The organism is Gillisia sp. Hel_I_86, from assembly GCF_007827275.1.
In the GTDB taxonomy this organism is placed as follows: Bacteria; Bacteroidota; Bacteroidia; order Flavobacteriales; family Flavobacteriaceae; genus Gillisia.
In genome coordinates, this window is the sequence record NZ_VISE01000001.1 from 391,356 (window position 1) to 410,797 (window position 19,442).

Here is a 19,442-nt window from a genome sequence, read left to right on the forward strand (position 1 = left end):
TTTTTGTATTAATTTGAAGGTAAAAAAATCTAGATGAAACCGAAAAGTTTGATAGCAGATTACTCTGAATAACCCAGTTTCTCTCTTAAGCAAAAAACCCACGAAGTATTATCTTCGTGGGTTTTATATACAGCTGGTTTTTAGATTGAAAATCTTAGAACCCGATATATGCCAATCTATAAGAACTGTTTTCCGAATCCAATAGTGATGTATGGAAGCGTGTCTCACATACATAATATTTCATTTAGCTACAAAATACTGATTTTTATAAATTTAATCCAAACATGAGAGTCGTTAAGAGCATGGTATCACCTTGTGAATCATTTTGGAAACCAGGACTAATCCCAATCAAAAATTTATCCGAAATTTTATAATGGTAATAAAGCCTAACAGAATAACCAATGGCATAGGTGCTTCCCTTTTCATATCTTGATAAAACCCTAATTGGTAATGGGTAATCTGTTACAATGGGATTTAGGATTTCGCTACCTAGGGCAGAATTAGCCTGATATCGCCCAAAAACACTTGGATTGATTCCAAACTTACTTTTATTGTTATTAATGAAGTTGTATCCAACTCCAAAATTCAATTGAAATCCAGCTAAAACATCATGAAGGGTACCATCATAAGTATTTCCACCTAAGTCCTCCCCAAAAAAAGGAGTGTCTTTTCTATCATTTAGATTGGCTTCAAAAGCGACAATAAAATCGAATTTTTCTGAAAGAGGCTTATGTACTCTAAGCCCGTAGGAAAAACCCGTAATATCTCCCGTTCCGTGCCTATTTAAACCAAATTCGCCAATGATGCTGACTTGTTGATCTGAGATATTTTCTTGAGCAAAAGTCAAACTGGTAATGAAAAGAAATAGCAGAAAAAGTTTTTTCATAGTTTACATATTTAAGGTGGTCTAAAACCACCTATTAATTATTTTCTTTTAAAGTTAATATAGGAAATACCATAAACTTGTTCAATCCTATCAGGAAACTGAACAATAGTTTGCCCAAGATCATCGTCAGCTTCTTGTTTAGTGATTTTAACAGTAGTGGGTGAACCTCCTTCATAAGCTGGTGGAAGGGAAATAGTTACTTCCGTATTACCTGTACCAAATATAGGGTCGTCAATTTCAAACCATTGTTCTATAGTAAATGCACCAATATTAATTTGATTCCAATTAAATAAAAACTCATTGAAATCATACCATTTCTTATCCCTAAAATTCGAGCGATCCCTTTGAGGAAATTTTTTATCTTTTATTACTCTACCTAATGCACTTACTACAACAATTCTCATTTCCAATCTTCCCGCTGTCCAATGCTCGATGGCATTTAAGTCTGTAATTTGGATTTTTCCACCATATTCAGCTCTTCCATTAGTTCTATAAGTATAAGTTGGAGTAGAGCCTCCACCTCCACCACCACCATAACCTGGATCCAGTATAGGAGCGATTATGTTCGTTGTAATGATTCTGAGCCAATAACATATACATTACTGTTGTTAGCATAATCTTCGGTTACATTTTGTGTAAACACTAAATCCTCTTTGTCATTTAGTTGGTATGCTGGAGAGGAATAATCTTCGTTATAGGTATTCATAATCACTATTTCAGGACTATCAGACGACTTGGTATAGAAATTTGGACTTGTAACTCCCTGCTTTTCGAATGTTCCCGCACGAGGATAGTAAAGTTTAAGTTTAATTCCCCCACTTACATTTTCGAATTGTTTTGATAAATCACTTATTTTCGAAAAGGACAGTTTTAATTCTGTATCAGATTTTAAAATGTCATTTAAAGATGACAATTCAATATCATAATCACCAGATTTCTGTTTAACAGTTTCGGTGAAAATACTTTCTCTAAATTCAGGCTTTTGCGCTAACAAAATTACTTCTTTTGAAATCTTTTCAAGCAATTGTGCTTGAGACTCGTCGAGAATAGGATGATTTGGAGTGCTTGAAATCATTTCGTTGAACGATTTGGATTGCACATCTAATGATGATTGAGTTTCATCAATGATTGAATCCTGAGAACAGGAAACAAGCAATGCAATTGTCAGTAATCCGAAGCCTAAGCTTCTAGGAAAGAAGGTAATGTTTTTCATTTTTTTTGAAATTATTGGTTAATACTTTGATAACAGTAAATTAAGATCAAAAAGGAATACAAAAAACATCCAAATTAATTTTAACAAATAATTAATATTAAATATTTTTATAGTCCGAATTTATAAATCAGAATCGCTGTATAATTGTTTCAAATAGAGTTTAAGATTTCTGCCCTACCATATATTAATGAATTCAGGGCTTTGAGCTGAAATCCTATCTATATAAGATGTACCCTCGGTTTTAAGAATAATTTAAGCCAACTCCCATTAAAATTGATTAAACACTAGAATTAGGATAAAATAGGATATACAATAACTCAACCCATATAATAAGAAAAAAATTTAACAATATATATCTTTAAGTTAGCAAATTCTTTTTATATCGCTTTTAGTCATATAGTCCTTTCGTCACCCTGCATTTATTTCAGGGTCTCAATTTATCTTTCTGTTTATTAGTGTTCTGAGATTCTGAAACAAGTTCAGAATGACGGACATTATCAGTTTATGACACTTTGCGGACATACAGTTTTCTTATATCTAAGAGTCAATATTTTCCATAGAAGAATCAAAAAACAACTTCCAGATCGTTATAGTTTACTTTGAAAAAATTTTTTACCACTCTATAATAGCACTACCCCAAGTAAATCCGCTACCAAAAGCAGCCAATACCACAACATCCCCATCTTTAATTTTTCCTTGTTCCCAGGCTTCAGTAAGTGCAATAGGAATAGAAGCGGCAGTAGTATTTCCGTATTTCTGAATATTGTTAAACACCTGATCGTCGCTTAGTTTTAATTTCTTCTGAATAAACTGGGAGATCCTTAAGTTTGCCTGATGGGGAATAAGCATATTTATATCTTTCACTTCCAAACCGTTGGCTTCAAGTCCTTCGTGGATCACTTCAGAAAAACGGCTAATCGCATTTTTAAACACAAATTGTCCATTCATATATGGGTAGTAAGGAATATCATCTCCCTGTGGATTTTCAGCAATGATCTCCGGCACCCAATGCATCGTGCTAGGTCCTTTTAAGGATAGCTCCATGGCATTTTTCCCTTCAGAATGTAAATGGGTGGAAAGGATTCCCTGTCCAATATGATTGCTTCTGGTTAATACAGCAGCTCCTGCTCCATCCCCAAAGATTACCGAAACCGATCTTCCCCGGGTTGTAAAATCCAAACCTCCACTATGGTTCTCGCTCCCTATAACCAGCACATTTTTGTACATCCCGGTCTTTATAAACTGGTCTGCCACAGAAAGGGCATATATGAATCCGCTACACTGGTTGCGTACATCTATGGCAGGGCATGTATGGATATCCAACATTTCCTGCACCTGCACTCCACATCCCGGGAAATAATAGTCCGGGCTTAAAGTTGCAAATACTATAAGGTCTATATCGTCTTTGGAAATCTTCGCACGTTCTAAAGCAATTTTAGCAGCTTTCACTCCCATGACCGCGGTAGAATTTCCATCTCCTTTTTTAATATGTCGACGTTCCTGGATCCCGGTTCTCTCTTGAATCCATTCGTCATTGGTATCCATCAATTTAGAGAGATCGTCATTTGTTACCACATTTTCAGGAACGTAACTTCCCAACCCGGCTATTTTAGATTGATACATAGGTATATAATTAGGGTATTATTATTTATTCTTCTTAAATTTAAGCAATTAATAAATTTTTGCTTTGCAATATAAGAACATTAATTTTTTGAAACCCTTATATTGGCAGTGGTACCTTAAATATTTAAAGAATAACCCATGAAAAAAATTCTATTATGCTTTTTAGCGAGCTTTTTATTCGCGAATCTTCAAGCTCAGGAAAATTTAACCTACCAAAAACCACCACAGGAAATAATGGAATTGGTAGATGTTCCCTTGGCTCCGGCTACCCTGGTAGATAGCAAAGGGGAAATGATGGTGTTTCTATACCGGGATCAATATAAATCCATAGCTGAACTGAGCGAACAGGAATTGAGATTGGGTGGATTACGGATTAATCCTGTTACCAATATAAACAGTAGAACCACTTACTATAATAATGTAGAAGTGAAGCCCATAAAAGCTGAAACGCCCAAAGCTATTTCTGGCATGCCGGAAAATCCCCGTTTGGCAAATTTTTCTTGGTCGCCAGATGAGACTAAGATGGCTATGACGCATACTACAGACACAGGTGTAGAATTATGGATGGTTGATTTTAATACAGCCTCGGCAAAAAAATTAACAGAGGGAACACTTAATGCGAATATGAGGGATGTTATTAATTGGTTCAAGGATGGCTCCTCGATATTGGTGAAAATGTTGCCAGAAGACAGAAAGGAGCTAATTAACACCAATACTGCCGTACCTAAAGGACCTACAGTTTCTGTGAGTGATGGTAATAAGGCACAAAATAGGACCTATCAAGATTTGCTTCAAAATCCAAATGACGAATTTAATTTTGAACAACTAGCGCATGCCTCTTTGGTAAAAGTAGATTTAAATGGGACTATGACAAAGTGGAAATCCTCTAAAATGTACAGCGATATTTCTTTCTCTCCAGATGGTAATTATGTAATGGTGTCTAACATTAAAAAACCATTCTCATATCTGGTCCCCTATTATAGATTTCCTTTTGAAACTGTGATCTATGATAAATCCGGAAAGGAAATAAGTAAAGTGAACGATGTGCCTCTTTCTGAAGTATTGCCAATTGGATTTATGGCGGAAAGAGAAGGAAGAAGGGATATGAGCTGGAGAAATGATGTACCAGCTACCTTGGTATATGCAAAAGTATTGGATGGTGGAGACCCTGAAGTAAAAGTAGCGTTTAGGGACGAAGTGTTTTTGTTGGATGCTCCTTTTACAGGAGAGGGAAAATCTATTTTAAAAACAAAAGATAGATTCTCCGGGATCACTTGGGGAAATAAAAATACAGCAATCGCATATGATTACTGGTGGAACAACAGAAACACCCGAACTTATGTTTTTGATCCTTCAAATAATAGGGAGGAACCAAAAGTAGTATTCAACAGGAATTATCAAGATCAATATAGCGATCCAGGGAATTTTGTGACAAAGAAAAATGAGTTTGGAACCAATATATTGGCTCTAAAAGACAACGATGCTTTCTTAATGGGGAGAGGTTTTACTGAAAAAGGTCAATTCCCTTTTGTAGATAAGATCGATCTTAAAAGCGGAAAAACCACAAATTTATATCGCTCCAATTATAATAAACAAAAGGAAACCCTAGTAGAAGCCATAGATATTTCTAAAGGGGAAATTTTAGTGAGAATTGAATCTTCTACCGAATATCCTAATTATTATTTACGGGATATCAATAAAAAGGATGCATTGACCCAAATCACCAACTTTGAAAATCCTTTTAAAAGCCTACAGGATGTTCATAAAGAAGTGATCACCTACAAAAGGGACGACGGACTGGAATTAAACGGTACTTTATATCTACCTGCCGACTATAATAAAGATGCAAAGGAGAAATTACCGATGATCCTTTGGGCATATCCAAGAGAATTCAAGGATAAGAATTCTGCTTCGCAAAACACTTCCAATGCCAACGATTTTACATATCCTTATTATGGATCTCCTATTTATTGGGTTAACCGTGGGTATGTAGTGTTGGATGATGCTTCATTTCCCATTATTGGGGAAGGAGATGAAGAACCTAATGACAGTTTTAGAACTCAGTTGGTAGCTAACGGTAAGGCTGCGATAGATGCTGTGGACGAAATGGGATATATAGATAGAAATAGGGTGGCCGTTGGTGGTCATAGTTATGGAGCATTTATGACGGCTAATTTATTGTCTCATTCCAATCTTTTCGCTGCCGGAATTGCAAGAAGTGGTGCCTACAATAGAACCTTGACCCCATTTGGATTTCAAAGTGAAGAGCGGAGCTACTGGGAAGCACCAGATGTGTATAATACCATGTCTCCCTTTATGCATGCCGATAAAATGAAGACTCCTTTGTTATTGATTCATGGAGAAGCAGATAACAATTCTGGTACGTACCCTATGCAAAGTGAGCGGTATTTTAATGCTTTAAAAGGACTTGGGGCAACTGCAAGATTGGTGATCCTTCCAAAAGAAAGTCATGGTTACAGTGCAAAAGAATCTGTACTACATGTTTTGTGGGAGCAAGACCAGTGGCTGGAAACCTATGTAAAAAATAGGGTAAAGACTGAAATAAGCAAAAAAGAAGAGATAATGCAAGACTGAGAATTATCTTTTATAAACTTAAAACAAAGGGCTGGCTAAATTTAGATAGCCCTTTGTTATTCTATTTCCATTATGGAAATTTAATCAAGAATCTCGGGCAAGCCAATAACTAGGAGCGGGGAACCTGCCCATTCAGTCAGGCGGGTTAACCCCTCAATGAGGGAAATAAGAAAAGCACCACTCGCAATAGTGATGCTCTCCTATTCAACCTAACCAATATTAATCTTTAGATCATTTTTTTATAATTATTTACTTGTATGGTCGCTTCCAGATCGTGCAATAAATTATAAAGCCCAAAGAAAGTCCTGCTCATATATAGAAAATGCTGACTGCCCCGAGAACCATTCATTTTTCGCAATTCCGGATCTTTACTATATCGCTCGCTTAATTGTGTGAGATTGTTCCAAAAAGCCACATCGGTAAAATCAAAAGTTTCAGATTGAAAGGGAGTAGAAAACATACTGAACATTTCGTAAAACATTTCAGAAAAGAACTCCTTTTCTTTTTTTGAATCGCTTTCACGTAGAATCTCCAATTCGAATAATTTCTGATTAAAAAATTCTTTATTCTCCAAATTCTTTCTTTCAGCAAGCTGAAAATATGGAGTATAAAAATCTTCTGGTATTCTTTTAATGCAACCAAAATCGATTGCGATTAAGTTTAATTCTTCATCTACTAAAAAGTTACCAGGGTGAGGATCTGCATGAACCGCTTTTAAACCATGGATCTGAAACATATAAAAATCCCACAAAGCCTGACCTATTTTATTGGAAAGTTCTTGATCGGTATTTCTTTTATAAAATTCGCTAAGGTGTTCCCCATCCATCCAATCCATTGTGATAATTCGCTCACTGGAAAGTTCTTCGTAATATTTTGGGAACTTTAGATTTGGTATCGGGGAACAAGCCAATGAGATTTCTTTGCTTTGCTTCACTTCCAAGATATAATCTGTCTCTTCTAAAAGCTTCCCTTCTACTTCTTTAAAATATTTTTCTGAATCTTTACCTTGCAAATTGAACATTCTGGTAGCAATAGGCTTCACCATTGCAAGATCTGAACTGATACTATCTGCAACGCCCGGATACTGGATTTTCACAGCAAGTTTTTTCCCATTCTTTGTAGCCTTATGCACTTGTCCAATGCTGGCTGCATTTACCGATTGCGTTGCAAACGTATCATAAAGTTCTTCGGGGTAGTTTCCGTTATATTTTTTGAAGGTTTTTCTAACTAAAGGAGCAGATAATGGCGGAACACTAAATTGTGCCAAAGAAAACTTCTCCACAAATGCACTAGGCATCAAACTCTTTTCCATAGAGAGCATTTGTGCCACTTTAAGCGCACTTCCCTTCAAACTTTTTAAGCCATCATAAATATCCGATGCATTATCTCCATTAAGTTCGTCCCTGCTAAAGTTCTTATCAAAGGCTTTTTTACTATAATATTTTATATAATTACCACCCACCTTAACTCCGGTTTGAACCATTTTACTGGTCCTTCCGAGTTTTCCTGTGGGTATGCTATCTATTGTCTTCATAATCTAACTGATTGTCCACTTTTGTCCCATTTATCACTTTTAACTAACAACCTTCAGATTTTTCGTCATGCTCAACTTGTTTCAGCATCCCAATAGGGATTAGACCCTGAAACAAGTTCAGGGTGACGAGATGATCGACGCCTTGCTGGCCAAAAAACGGATTTGAATTATTCTAATATTGTTTTTCTGAACTATTTAATTCATTTTTTCTTTCCACAAGAATTTTCCCAAATCTATAACCCGTTCCAACGGAGTATTGTCAAAAAGGTCAAAAACAGTGTTTACTGATTTTTCTATAACAACATCGGTACTTTCAAATTTTGCGGAATTATCTTCCAACCAAAATTTTAGAATGAATAAAAACTGAACCCAGGTTGCCTCAGAAAAAATTGTTTCTGATTGTTTTAAAAACTGTGCGTTTTTAGATTCGTTTCCTTCAGAAATCAATTCTTTTGCAAAACCTTTAATGTCCTTGCGCAATTCTTTTAGTTGCTCTAAGTTTTTAAGCTTATTCGGATTTTCATTGAGGGTTAACAACACATAACTTCTATTCGCAGTCAACAATTCAAAGAAGGTATAATAAAAGGTGAGTAGTTTTTCCCTGGGAGTAAAAGCTTCGAACTCGATGCTTTTTTGCATTACATCCATGGTATTCACATAGAACTGATTCCAGATTCCTTTTCTCAATCCATCAAAACTTCCGAAGTATTCATAAAACTGAGCTTCAGTAATTTTATGCTCTTTAGCAAATTTATAAACGCTTTTCGGCATTTGTTCATGCTCTAACACATAATTCATATAAAGGCCAATCAAAAGCTCTTTACTGAATTTCTTTTCTGCTGGTTGTTTTTTTGTTGCCATAATTCTATAGTTCTTTTTCAAAGATACAAATTGTTTAATCTTTTTTAATAATGACTAAACAAAAATATTTGTTAAATCGTGTTTGTCACCTAATTGCCAATAATCATTAGACGTAAATAGGAAATTCAAATTACAAGTGTCAGTTTGTCAGCGCAACAGTCTTGGTATTTTTTTTGACTATAGAATGAAAAGTAATAATTCAATAAAATTTTTGATATATGGCTAAAGGAAACATTAATGTATCTGTAGAAAACATTTTCCCGTTAATAAAGAAGTTTTTATACAGTGATCATGAGATTTTTTTAAGGGAATTAATTTCCAACGCAACAGATGCCACTTTAAAACTGAAGCATCTTACAAGTATTGGCGAGATTGACACAGAATATGGAGATCCGAAGATCGAAGTTAAAATCAATAAAGAAAACAACACGCTTCATGTAATCGACCAAGGAATTGGGATGACCAAAGAAGAGGTCGAAAAGTATATAAATGAAGTAGCCTTTTCTGGCGCAGAAGAGTTTCTAGAGAAATATAAGGATTCTGCTAAGGATAGTGGAATTATCGGGCATTTTGGCCTTGGTTTCTATTCTGCCTTTATGGTAGCCAATAAAGTAGAGATCATCACCAAATCTTATAAAGATGAGCCTGCTGCGCACTGGATTTGTGAAGGTACAACGGAATTCACTTTAGAAGCTTCGGATAGAACTGAAAGAGGATCTGAAATTATTCTTCATATAAATGAAGAGGACAAGCAATTCTTGGAAGAAGCAAGAATTCAAGAACTTTTGGTCAAGTATAATAAGTTTATGCCGGTGCCAATTAAATTTGGGACTAAAGAAGAAACTTTGCCTCTTCCCGAGGATGCTGAAAAAGATGCAAAACCAGAAACGCTTGAAGTAGACAATATCATCAACAATCCAACTCCGGCATGGACAAAGCAACCAGCCGATTTGGAAGATGAAGATTATAAAGGGTTTTACAGGGAATTATACCCTATGCAATTTGAAGATCCTTTGTTCCATATTCACCTTAATGTAGATTATCCATTTAACCTTACCGGGATTTTATATTTCCCAAAAATGGGTCAGGATATGAACATGCAAAAGGATAAGATCCAATTGTACCAAAACCAGGTATATGTAACAGATAACGTAGAAGGGATCGTTCCGGAATTCTTAACCATGTTGCGAGGAGTAATAGATTCGCCAGACATTCCATTGAATGTTTCGAGATCCTACCTTCAGGCAGATGGAGCTGTAAAGAAAATATCCAGCTATATTACCAGAAAAGTTGCCGATAAATTGAAATCCTTGTTCAACAATAACCGTGAAGATTTCGAAAAGAAATGGAACGATATTAAAATTGTTATCGAATACGGAATGCTTTCTGAAGATAAATTCTTTGAAAAAGCCGATAAATTTGCTTTATACCCAACTGTAGATAATAATTATTTCACTTTTGAAGAGCTTCAGGAGAAAATCAAAGATTCCCAAACAGATAAGGATGGAAATCTTATAATTCTTTATGCCTCCAATAAAGAGGAGCAGCACAGTTATATTGAAGCTGCAAAAGAAAAGGGATACGAAGTGCTATTGCTGGATTCTCCCATTGTTTCGCATCTAATTCAGAAGTTGGAAACCAGCAAAGAAAAGATTTCTTTTGTACGTGTAGATGGAGATAATATTGACAATCTTATCAAGAAAGAAGACGAGAAGATCTCCAAGCTTTCTGAAGAGGAAAAAGAAAAGCTAAAAGCAGATTTCGAAAAAGTGATCCCTCAAGGAAAATATACGGTTCAATTAGAATCTATGGATAGCAATGCCTCGCCACTTATCATCACGCAACCTGAGTTTATGAGAAGAATGAAGGAGATGCAACAAACCGGTGGCGGTGGAATGTTTGGAATGGGCAATATGCCAGAAATGTACAATTTGGTGGTAAATACCAACCATGAGTTGATTTCAGAAATATTGAACACAAAAACAGGGAAGAAGCAAGAACGCTTGATAAAGCAATCTTTGGACTTGGCTAGATTATCCCAGAACCTATTAAAAGGTGAAGAATTAACTGCCTTTATAAAAAGAAGTTTTGAAATGGTGAAATAAATCACTTTCCAATCCTATTGATATTAAACCGTTTAGTTCGTATAATTACGTCTAAACGGTTTTTTTATATTCCTTACTGAAAGCTTTTGTAATTTTACAGACCTAAACAAAAAAAATAATCATGAAAAATTTAATTCTACTACTAGCTATCTTTACTTTAATAAGCTGCAAAGAAGAAGAAAAAAAAGCGGAAAATAGTGAAGAGGTTATAATGACCGAGCCCGATGCTGGTATTGGGAATGGAGCTATTTCTCCTGCGGTAGCATTTGCACAAGGAATAGAAAGTGCCCATAATAAAGAAGATTGGAATGCTGAAAAAGCAGTTTCTTTTGATATTTCCCTAACTTTTGGGGGAAAGGAAAGATTGAACGGAAAAGTAACTGCGCTCACAAATTCTACTAAGGTAAGAGTAGATAAAAATAATAATACGCAGTTGATCTATGATGGCAAAAATGCCTATTTATATCCCGCAGATGCCGAACCAAAAGGAGCCAGATTCGATATGTTCACATGGCAGTACTTTTTTGCCCTTCCTTTTAAATTAACCGATCCGGGCACAAAATGGGAATCAATGGAATCTATTGAATTGAACAATGATCCCTATGATGTTGGTAAATTGAGTTTCGAAAACAATATTGGAGATGCACCAGATGATTGGTACGTGATTTATCAAGAAAGAAAATCTGGACTATTACATGCTGCGGCCTATATTGTAACCTTTGGGACAAATCAGGAAAAGGCCGAAGAAGCTCCACATGCAATTGTATATTCAGAATATGAAGTGGTGGAAGGAATTCCTGTAGCAACAAAATGGTCTTTCCATAATTGGAACTTAAAAGATGGTTTTGGGGAAAAAATAGGAGAAGCAACACTAAGCAACATTACATTCTTTGAAGCAGAAGACAAACTTTTTGATAAACCAGAAGACGCCGTAGTTATAGAAAAAGAATAGTTTATGTTAAGATTGGGGATTGCAGGTTTTTGAAGATAACCTGATAAAATCTGGCGGTGTCGTAGGGTTTTACAATGATGTCATTTAAACCGGCTTCATAGATTTCCTCTCTTATCTCATCTATTTCCATTGCAGTTAAGGCTATAATTGGAAGGTGTTTATTGAACTCCCGTATTCTTCTTGTGGCTTCCAAGCCAGAAATCCCCGGCATATTTACATCCATAAGTACCAATTCAAAAGGATGGTGCTTCACTCTTTCTATAGCGTCTATTCCGTTATCACAAAGCTCCACTAAAAACTGCTGTTGTTCCAGGATCCTTTTAGTTACCACTTGATTTATTCTATTATCGTCCACCACTAAGATGCGTTTCTCTCCAGAAGAAATGATAGATTCGAGACTTAATTCGTGATTTTGTAAATCCTGCGCTAGCTCATCCTTAGCCTGCTCTCCATTATCAAATTCTATGGTAAAACTAAATGTAGAACCTTCCCCCTCCTCGCTTACAAGATTTATTTCAGAATTAAATAAAACCAAAAGTTTTTTAACAATTGGCAGGCCAAGTCCGGTTCCTTGATATTTATAATTAGAAGACTGTAATTGAGAAAATTCTTCGAAAATCAATTCTTGATTATGTTTGGATATTCCTGTTCCATTATCTTTAATTTCAAAATAGATTTTAGATGTCTTTTCCGAACTTTCCATGAGCTGGGTCTTTATCCAAATTTCTCCACGCTCCGTAAATTTCATGGCATTCCCCACAAGGTTCATCAAAATCTGTGAGAGCCTCACTTTATCTCCAATCAAATTAGCATTTGCTTCTTTACATAAATCTAAATGGATCGTATTTTTATTTTGAAGTCTTGTAAATTCAAATGACTTTACAATACTTTTCATTAAGTCCTTTAAATTGAAGGGCACGGGCTCTAAATCCAAAAGATTGGATTCCATTTTATTCATCTGTAGCACGTCATTGATCAATGCCAATAGATAATCTGCAGAAAATTTTAAAGATTTCAGGTCATCTTCATGTTTGTGCAAGGATTCATCATCCATTAAAATAGAGGTAAGCCCAATTACTCCATAAAGTGGGGTTCTTAATTCATGGCTTATGGTAGAAAAGAATTTTGTTTTAAGAATGCTAAGACGCTCTGCTTCTTCCTTCGCGGCTATTAACTCTTCATTTTTTTTACTTAGCTCATTAATTAAGGTTTTTCTGGAAAGGTTTATTCTATATACCAAGATTATAATAATAATAAGTACTACCGAAGCGGCGATCATAATATACATGCGCTCCTTGGACTTCTCGATCAATCCATCTTTGTACAGTTGCTCCCTTCTTGCGATTTCCAAATCTTGCTGATACTCTCCTACATCAAATTTCGCGCTCGCAATTTGGATTTGTTCCAATTTTTCCTTCTGAAATATCTTATCGTTATACTCTTTGGATTTTTCTAATGCTGCATAAGCCTCTTCATATTGGCCTTCTTTGAATAAAAGCTTCGAATATTCATAATAAACAACTCCGCCAATTAGAACCAAGCTTTCTTCACTTACTACAGCAGCCGATTTTTCGAAATATTCTTTTGCTTTATTTAGATCGTTTTTAGCCATGTAATACCTTCCTACAAGAAAGTTCAAATGAGAAAGACGGGTGGCATCTTCCAAGCTGGAATCCATCTCTAAACCTTTGCTTAAATAGATCCAGGCATTGTCATAATCTTCATTATCAATATAGGTCCATGCAATATTTATCCTCGCAATAAGGAGTTGCTCAGGAATATTTTTTTCTTTAGCGAGATCTATATTTTTATGATAATAATCGATTCCCTTCTGAATCGTTCTTTTATTTTCAGAATAGATATTCCCAAGATTATTATAAGAATTCATTAGATAGGTGACATCGTCCAATTTCTTTGCATAATCCAAAACATAATTATAATGTTTCAATGCGCGTATAGTATCGTTAAGATCATTGTAACTATACCCCAATAAGGTATGTGCCCTGTAACTATAGTAGTTGTTCTTTCTTTTTTTTGCCAGTTCGACGAGCTCCATGGAATGCTCGATGGTCTCTTTATAATTGTAATTATCTAAAAATGTTGAAGAAATCACATAAAGTGAATCTAGGTATTTATCTTCATAGGATTTTTCCTGAGAAAGCAAATTTCCAGCGATGAAGGCAAGGAATAATAGAAAAAAATAATCTTTTTTCAAAAAATACAGTGGTTAAGTTAATCGAAATAGGGGCAACAAGTTACTCTATTCTAATTAATTAGCCAAAATAATTGGATAAATTTCAATAATCATGATGAATTAATTAAAAGGAAGTGTTTTACAAAACATTTTAATTAATTTGAACCTATTTACAAATTGAACCAATATTTGATTAATGGATTACCCTTGGCACTTTTTATTAATGACTGGAATTTACATAATAGCAGGAATATTTCATTTTATAAAACCAACGGCGTACCTGCGAATCATGCCCAGGTATTTACCCCAGCATAAACGCTTGGTATATTTAAGTGGTGCTGCCGAACTAGTATTAGGGATTGCATTACTTTTTGAAGAAACTAAAGCATTTGCCATTTATGGAATAATCTTGATGTTGCTCATATTCTTACTGGTACATTTTTATATGCTCAGCTCTAAAAAAGCAGGGGCAGGAGTACCAGTTTGGGCATTGATCCTTCGCTTGCCGCTTCAATTTGTATTAATATGGTGGGCCTATTTTTATCTTTAAAATGAATCCTGATTTTACTCATAAGAAAATCATGCTACCAGATGCCAATCTGGAATATTATCCTCATTTCTTGAATGCTAGGGAGGCTGATGCCTATTTGGATACCTTTTTAAATACCCTTTTATGGGAACAATATTCCATCAAACTTTTCGGCAAAACAATTCCACAGCCTCGCTTAACAGCATTATATGCATTAAATTCTGATCCTTACTCCTATTCTGGACTTAAATTAAACCCATTGACTTTTACAAAAGAACTCATTGTTTTACATTCTGAAATAGTTGAACTAACCGGATCCATTTTTACTCATTGCTTGGCAAATCTTTACAGGGATGGAAAGGACAGTATGGGTTGGCATGCAGATGACGAAAAGGAACTAGGAAAAAAACCAATAATAGCATCTCTAAGTCTGGGTGCTGTGAGAAATTTTCAGCTGAAGCACAAAACCAATCCAGATCTAAGGCACACCATTCCATTAGCACATGGGAGCTTGCTTATAATGAAAGGCACCACACAAAAATTTTGGAAACATCAATTGCCTAAGACAAAAAAACTTATTGATCTGCGAATAAACCTGACCTTCAGGACTATTATATAATTCGAAGTAGAAATATTTCTAAAAATAGAACCTCAAAAAAGCTAAGCTTAATCGAAAATATCATTTAATACTTGAGCAAGTCTAATACCCCCTTTCTGAAGTTGTTCCCCAACTACAGGAAACCAATCGTACATGTACCTATAACTCAATTTTTCACCTACTTCGGCAGAAGCATACACTCTCGTGCTTAGCGCCTTGGATTCATACATCCAATCTTCAAAGGTTCCACTAGAAATACTTTTTCTTTGCTCTTTCGAAAGTTGAGAAGTATTTTGAGCCATTTCAGAATAACTCATTTGGTAAGAGTCTATCATTTCGCTATCCCAAAGCCTATGAAGATTGCTGCCTTCGCCAAACCATCTCACTTGAATATCGTTACCTCCTTTATCTTCTCCCCTACCTGTATGCAATGGCTGATGAAGATCTCCCATAAAATGAACCAACATCTTTAAATAAAATTCTTTCTCCTCTTTAGGCGAATTCTTGTCCTTTAATACGTCAACGCATTTTCTTAGTGCCATTAGAAGGTCCCCATCTGGATTGGCATCCTCTACTTTATACTTAGTAGCCCCTTCAGGTAAATTCACATAATGCCATGGACCGAATTTTCTATATTCAGAATCACTTTTTATTTCATCTCCAAAAGTAGAGACAAATGCAAGGCTTTTGCCATTCAATAATTTGGCGATCTCTTTTTTAGCATCTTTACTAAGGTAAGATTGTGCAATCTCCGCAGTGGCTCGGTGTCCTGTTTGGCCCCAATCGTTATACCCTGCAAAGCCAACAGAAATATTAAATAAAAAATAGGCTGATAATAGTAATTGTTTCATAAATCCTTTTTTTACAAATATAAATAACCTAAAATAATCTTATTGTTAATATTTCATTAGGATTTAATAATTTAATATAATACATTTATGATATCATTTTAATATCATTTTTAACTATACTATCATGGATATAAACGAAAAAACCACGACTCCCTCAAATGGTTATGTCATGCTCTTAATTATTATTCTGTTACTCATAATTGGGGTTGCAGGCCTTATTATGATGAAGATGCCATTATTCATCCTTTTAATTTTGGTAACGCTCGCGATGGTTCCGGGATTGATCCTTGTAAATCCAAATGAATCCAGGGTACTGTTGCTGTTTGGGAAATATAAAGGCACTGTGAAAAATAATGGGCTTTTTTGGGTGAATCCGTTCTTCACTAAAACCAAAATATCCCTTAGAGCACGGAATTTTGACAGTGAACGATTAAAAGTAAACGACAAACTAGGAAATCCCATAATGATAAGCACTATTCTTGTTTGGAGGGTAAAGGATACTTTTAAAGCCTCTTTTGATGTAGATAATTTTGAAAATTTTGTAGTGGTACAAACCGATGCAGCGGTAAGAAAACTTGCCAGTATGTACCCGTATGATAATTTTGCAGATGAAGGTTTGGAAGAAGATATTACGCTAAGATCCAGTGTTAATGAAGTTAGTGAAGCGCTAGAAAAGGAACTGGAAGAGCGGCTGGATATTGCTGGTATCGAAGTTTTAGAAGCACGTATTGGGTATTTGGCCTACGCCCACGAAATTGCAAGTGCAATGCTTAAACGCCAACAAGCAACCGCCATTGTTGCGGCCAGGCATAAAATTGTAGAAGGCGCAGTAAGTATGGTAGAAATGGCTTTAAATGAATTGGGCAAGAAAAATATAGTGCATTTGGATGACGAACGTAGGGCCGCGATGGTTAGTAACCTTATGGTGATTCTTTGTGGGGATAAAGATGCTTCCCCAATTGTTAATGCGGGAACCTTAAATCATTAAGATGCGGATCTTCGAAGAAAAACAGCGATTTAGACAATGGTGGGTGATTTTAATTTTAACGGCAACCGCCGTGGGAGTACTGGTAAACCTCTATTATGAAACGGAAGGTTTTACAATTATTGAATCTAATTTTTCTTTAATATTCGCCGCAATTATTATAGCTATTGTTATAGTTGGTTTTTTTATGTTGGAATTAAGGACAAAAATTGATCCTATAGGTATAACTGCCACTTTTCATCCCATTAGTTTTTTCAGCAAGCATTACAATTGGTCGCAAATAGATAAAGTCTACGTTAGAAAATATGCTCCATTGACAGAATATGGAGGATGGGGAATTAGAGGTTTGGGCGAGGCCAAAGCTTACAACGTTGCTGGAAATTATGGCATCCAAATTGTAACCAAGAAGAAAAAGCGTTTTTTAATAGGAACTCAAAGACCACAAGATGCTGAACAAGTTTTAAAAAGATATACTGAAAAAATAAGCCTTTAAATTCTCACTAGAAACCATGAAAAAGCACTTAGTTATTTTAGCAATATTAATTTTCAATTTTGGGTTCTCCCAGAACGATTCTATAATTGAAAGCGAATTGGCTATCAATAAATTTATCGATGGCACTTTAACCACGCCAGTAGATTTGGAACATCCCAATCTTGTAATTCTAATTCAAGGTTCCGGTCCCACCGATAGAAACGGGAATGGATTTATGATGAAAAATAATGGCTCCAAACTCATCGCCAAAGAATTAGCAGAAAATGAAATTGCCTCCTATAGGTTTGACAAGCGGATATTTAAAATGAACAAATTAAAGATCCGTGAAGAAGAACTTAGTTTTGAAGATTTTATACAGGACGTAAGTGACATCCTGGATTATTTCAAAGCACAGGACAAATACAAAAAAATCATCGTTGCTGGTCATAGCGAAGGGTCCTTAATCGGGATGCTCGCAGCCCAAAATAAGGCCGATGCCTTTATTTCACTTGCCGGTGCAGGGAGAAGTATAGACCATATAATTGTAGATCAGCTAGCAAAACAATCCCCGGAATTAGCTGAAAATTCAGAGAATGCATTTAAAGAAATAAAAGAACGCGGAAAAACCTCAAATTACAATCCTTTGCTCCAGTCTGTTTTTCGACCAAGTGTTCAGCCATTTTTAAAATCTTGGATGAAGTATAATCCTACTGAAGAAATAGCCAAACTAAACATCCCTGTTCTTATAATAAATGGAAGTTTCGATATCCAGGTAGACACTACGGAAGCTAATTTATTGGCAGAGGCCAATCCTAACGCAAAACTAGTAATATTGGATAAAATGAATCATGTGTTCAGGAAGATCGAAGGAGACAACTTAGAGAACACCAAGGCTTACAATGAGCCAAATAGGCCATTGCATCCAGAACTAATCCCAATCTTGGTAGATTTTATAAAGTCAGTTAAGTAAAAAAATGAGTAAAAAGAAAGCATTTGCCTTAAGGCTAAATGAAGATATGCTAAAAGCTATCGAGAAGTGGGCTTCAGATGATTTCCGAAGTACCAATGGACAGATAGAATGGATGCTTTCTAGGGCGTTGAAGGAAGCCAAAAGGCAGCCCAAAAAGAAAGAAGAAAATTAAATGAAGTACAAAATAGTTTTTTCAGATATCGATGGAACATTACTGGATAAGGAACGCCAGTTATCTCCTTCAACCATTTCAGAAATAAAGAAATTAAAAAATAAAATTCCCTTTATTCTTATTTCAGCTAGGATGCCTGCAGCCATGAGGCATCTTCAGAAAGAATTGGAAATAGGGGAGCTCCCAATTATAAGCTATAACGGCGGTCTAATAATCGTGAACAATCAAGTTGTGAACACAACGGAGATTCCAGTTTCTATTATTGAGCATCTAACCAATTGGAATTCTAGTTTAAAGTGCCATTTAAGCTTATATCATAATGATGAATGGTATGTTCCTTCAATGGATCTTTGGGCAAAAAGGGAAGAGAACAATACCAAGATCTCGCCAAAAGTAAAAATAAGTGAAGATGTCATCAAAAAATGGAGAACAGAAAATAAAGGTGCGCACAAGATCATGGCGATGGGAGAAGTAGCCCAAATAGATGAAATTGCAGATTTTCTTGGTAAAGAATATCCAAACGAACTTCACCTATACAGATCTAAATCCACATATCTTGAAATTTCACCAAAAAGCATCTCTAAACTAACAGCGATCAAATTTTTACTGGAGCAACATTTTAATTTTGACCTTGAAGATGTGATCGCTTATGGAGACAACTATAACGATGTGGAAATGCTAAACCATGTAGGTTTTGGGGTGGCAGTAGGAAATGCGCGGGAAGAAGCAAAGCTTGTCGCAAATCATATTACAGGCTTCAGCATTGAAGATGGAGTTGCTCAAAGCTTGCAGCAATTAATCCCATTGGAGAATTGGTAAACCTCATTTTCATTTTCATAATTAGGAACCTTTGGGACAAGCTTACGAGATATGGAATTGGAAAATACTTATAAAAATTCGGG

18 protein-coding genes are annotated in these 19,442 nt (G+C 35.5%); 10 read left to right on the forward strand and 8 right to left on the reverse strand.

Annotated features, from left to right (window positions below; translation table 11 throughout):
- Positions 1-265: 265 nt before the first annotated feature.
- The 4 genes from JM83_RS01695 to JM83_RS01710 form a co-directional block, all read right to left on the reverse strand.
- Positions 266-886, reverse strand: coding sequence for a hypothetical protein (locus JM83_RS01695; RefSeq protein ID WP_144958774.1), 621 nt, complete (start codon positions 884-886; stop codon positions 266-268).
- A 38-nt stretch (positions 887-924) separates the two neighbouring features.
- The gene (locus JM83_RS01700; RefSeq protein WP_144958776.1) at positions 925-1,290 is read right to left on the reverse strand and encodes a hypothetical protein; all 366 of its coding nucleotides are present in this window, start codon (positions 1,288-1,290) and stop codon (positions 925-927) included.
- Between the two features lie 155 nt (positions 1,291-1,445).
- Positions 1,446-2,099: a hypothetical protein gene (locus JM83_RS01705; protein ID WP_144958778.1), complete on the reverse strand. Its 654-nt coding sequence runs from the start codon at positions 2,097-2,099 to the stop codon at positions 1,446-1,448.
- Positions 2,100-2,711: 612 nt separating this feature from the next.
- The gene (locus tag JM83_RS01710; protein ID WP_144958780.1) at positions 2,712-3,722 is read right to left on the reverse strand and encodes a 3-oxoacyl-ACP synthase III family protein; all 1,011 of its coding nucleotides are present in this window, start codon (positions 3,720-3,722) and stop codon (positions 2,712-2,714) included.
- Positions 3,723-3,860: 138 nt separating this feature from the next.
- Between JM83_RS01710 and JM83_RS01715 the strand changes: the two genes are divergently transcribed.
- A complete protein-coding gene (locus JM83_RS01715; RefSeq protein ID WP_144958782.1) occupies positions 3,861-6,317 on the forward strand; it encodes a prolyl oligopeptidase family serine peptidase in 2,457 nt (818 codons plus the stop codon).
- Between the two features lie 226 nt (positions 6,318-6,543).
- Here JM83_RS01715 and JM83_RS01720 read toward each other — a convergent pair whose 3' ends face one another.
- Together JM83_RS01720 and JM83_RS01725 are read right to left on the reverse strand one after the other, a co-directional pair.
- Positions 6,544-7,851: an ABC1 kinase family protein gene (locus JM83_RS01720; protein WP_144958784.1), complete on the reverse strand. Its 1,308-nt coding sequence runs from the start codon at positions 7,849-7,851 to the stop codon at positions 6,544-6,546.
- 195 nt (positions 7,852-8,046) lie between these two features.
- Positions 8,047-8,712: a TetR family transcriptional regulator C-terminal domain-containing protein gene (locus JM83_RS01725; protein WP_144958786.1), complete on the reverse strand. Its 666-nt coding sequence runs from the start codon at positions 8,710-8,712 to the stop codon at positions 8,047-8,049.
- Between the two features lie 218 nt (positions 8,713-8,930).
- On the opposite strand from JM83_RS01725, the gene htpG reads away from it, so the two are divergent.
- Together htpG and JM83_RS01735 are read left to right on the forward strand one after the other, a co-directional pair.
- Entirely contained in the window at positions 8,931-10,817 is a 1,887-nt protein-coding gene (gene htpG, locus JM83_RS01730; protein ID WP_144958788.1) for a molecular chaperone HtpG, read from the forward strand.
- A 121-nt stretch (positions 10,818-10,938) separates the two neighbouring features.
- Entirely contained in the window at positions 10,939-11,769 is an 831-nt protein-coding gene (locus JM83_RS01735; RefSeq protein WP_144958790.1) for a DUF6503 family protein, read from the forward strand.
- A gap of 1 nt (position 11,770) precedes the next feature.
- Here the strand turns inward: JM83_RS01735 and JM83_RS01740 are convergent, their stop codons facing one another.
- A complete protein-coding gene (locus tag JM83_RS01740; protein ID WP_261376305.1) occupies positions 11,771-13,984 on the reverse strand; it encodes a response regulator in 2,214 nt (737 codons plus the stop codon).
- A 175-nt stretch (positions 13,985-14,159) separates the two neighbouring features.
- On the opposite strand from JM83_RS01740, the gene JM83_RS01745 reads away from it, so the two are divergent.
- Together JM83_RS01745 and JM83_RS01750 are read left to right on the forward strand one after the other, a co-directional pair.
- Positions 14,160-14,513, forward strand: a complete 354-nt coding sequence (locus JM83_RS01745; RefSeq protein WP_144958792.1) for a MauE/DoxX family redox-associated membrane protein — start codon at positions 14,160-14,162, stop codon at positions 14,511-14,513.
- Between the two features lies 1 nt (position 14,514).
- Positions 14,515-15,111, forward strand: a complete 597-nt coding sequence (locus JM83_RS01750) for an alpha-ketoglutarate-dependent dioxygenase AlkB family protein (RefSeq protein WP_144958794.1) — start codon at positions 14,515-14,517, stop codon at positions 15,109-15,111.
- Positions 15,112-15,158: 47 nt separating this feature from the next.
- Here the strand turns inward: JM83_RS01750 and JM83_RS01755 are convergent, their stop codons facing one another.
- A complete protein-coding gene (locus JM83_RS01755) occupies positions 15,159-15,941 on the reverse strand; it encodes a S1/P1 nuclease (RefSeq protein ID WP_144958796.1) in 783 nt (260 codons plus the stop codon).
- Positions 15,942-16,065: 124 nt separating this feature from the next.
- Between JM83_RS01755 and JM83_RS01760 the strand changes: the two genes are divergently transcribed.
- From JM83_RS01760 to JM83_RS01780, 5 genes are read left to right on the forward strand one after another with little or no spacing between them, the layout of a single operon-like run.
- Positions 16,066-16,929 (forward strand): SPFH domain-containing protein, encoded by an 864-nt coding sequence (locus JM83_RS01760; RefSeq protein WP_144958798.1) that lies wholly within the window; start codon positions 16,066-16,068, stop codon positions 16,927-16,929.
- A 1-nt stretch (position 16,930) separates the two neighbouring features.
- Entirely contained in the window at positions 16,931-17,419 is a 489-nt protein-coding gene (locus tag JM83_RS01765) for a hypothetical protein (protein WP_144958800.1), read from the forward strand.
- A gap of 16 nt (positions 17,420-17,435) precedes the next feature.
- Entirely contained in the window at positions 17,436-18,368 is a 933-nt protein-coding gene (locus JM83_RS01770) for an alpha/beta hydrolase (protein ID WP_144958802.1), read from the forward strand.
- Positions 18,369-18,372: 4 nt separating this feature from the next.
- The gene (locus JM83_RS01775; RefSeq protein WP_144958804.1) at positions 18,373-18,540 is read left to right on the forward strand and encodes an Arc family DNA binding domain-containing protein; all 168 of its coding nucleotides are present in this window, start codon (positions 18,373-18,375) and stop codon (positions 18,538-18,540) included.
- Positions 18,541-19,359, forward strand: coding sequence for an HAD family hydrolase (locus tag JM83_RS01780; RefSeq protein ID WP_144958806.1), 819 nt, complete (start codon positions 18,541-18,543; stop codon positions 19,357-19,359).
- Positions 19,360-19,442 lie beyond the last annotated feature (83 nt).

Coding starts and splice junctions, on each gene's coding strand:
- JM83_RS01695 (WP_144958774.1), bottom strand. CDS start 886: ATGAAAAAACTTTTTCTGCTATTTCTTTTCATTACCAGTTTGACTTTT.
- JM83_RS01700 (WP_144958776.1), bottom strand. CDS start 1,290: ATGAGAATTGTTGTAGTAAGTGCATTAGGTAGAGTAATAAAAGATAAA.
- JM83_RS01705 (WP_144958778.1), bottom strand. CDS start 2,099: ATGAAAAACATTACCTTCTTTCCTAGAAGCTTAGGCTTCGGATTACTG.
- JM83_RS01710 (WP_144958780.1), bottom strand. CDS start 3,722: ATGTATCAATCTAAAATAGCCGGGTTGGGAAGTTACGTTCCTGAAAAT.
- JM83_RS01715 (WP_144958782.1), top strand. CDS start 3,861: ATGAAAAAAATTCTATTATGCTTTTTAGCGAGCTTTTTATTCGCGAAT.
- JM83_RS01720 (WP_144958784.1), bottom strand. CDS start 7,851: ATGAAGACAATAGATAGCATACCCACAGGAAAACTCGGAAGGACCAGT.
- JM83_RS01725 (WP_144958786.1), bottom strand. CDS start 8,712: ATGGCAACAAAAAAACAACCAGCAGAAAAGAAATTCAGTAAAGAGCTT.
- htpG (WP_144958788.1), top strand. CDS start 8,931: ATGGCTAAAGGAAACATTAATGTATCTGTAGAAAACATTTTCCCGTTA.
- JM83_RS01735 (WP_144958790.1), top strand. CDS start 10,939: ATGAAAAATTTAATTCTACTACTAGCTATCTTTACTTTAATAAGCTGC.
- JM83_RS01745 (WP_144958792.1), top strand. CDS start 14,160: ATGGATTACCCTTGGCACTTTTTATTAATGACTGGAATTTACATAATA.
- JM83_RS01750 (WP_144958794.1), top strand. CDS start 14,515: ATGAATCCTGATTTTACTCATAAGAAAATCATGCTACCAGATGCCAAT.
- JM83_RS01755 (WP_144958796.1), bottom strand. CDS start 15,941: ATGAAACAATTACTATTATCAGCCTATTTTTTATTTAATATTTCTGTT.
- JM83_RS01760 (WP_144958798.1), top strand. CDS start 16,066: ATGGATATAAACGAAAAAACCACGACTCCCTCAAATGGTTATGTCATG.
- JM83_RS01765 (WP_144958800.1), top strand. CDS start 16,931: ATGCGGATCTTCGAAGAAAAACAGCGATTTAGACAATGGTGGGTGATT.
- JM83_RS01770 (WP_144958802.1), top strand. CDS start 17,436: ATGAAAAAGCACTTAGTTATTTTAGCAATATTAATTTTCAATTTTGGG.
- JM83_RS01775 (WP_144958804.1), top strand. CDS start 18,373: ATGAGTAAAAAGAAAGCATTTGCCTTAAGGCTAAATGAAGATATGCTA.
- JM83_RS01780 (WP_144958806.1), top strand. CDS start 18,541: ATGAAGTACAAAATAGTTTTTTCAGATATCGATGGAACATTACTGGAT.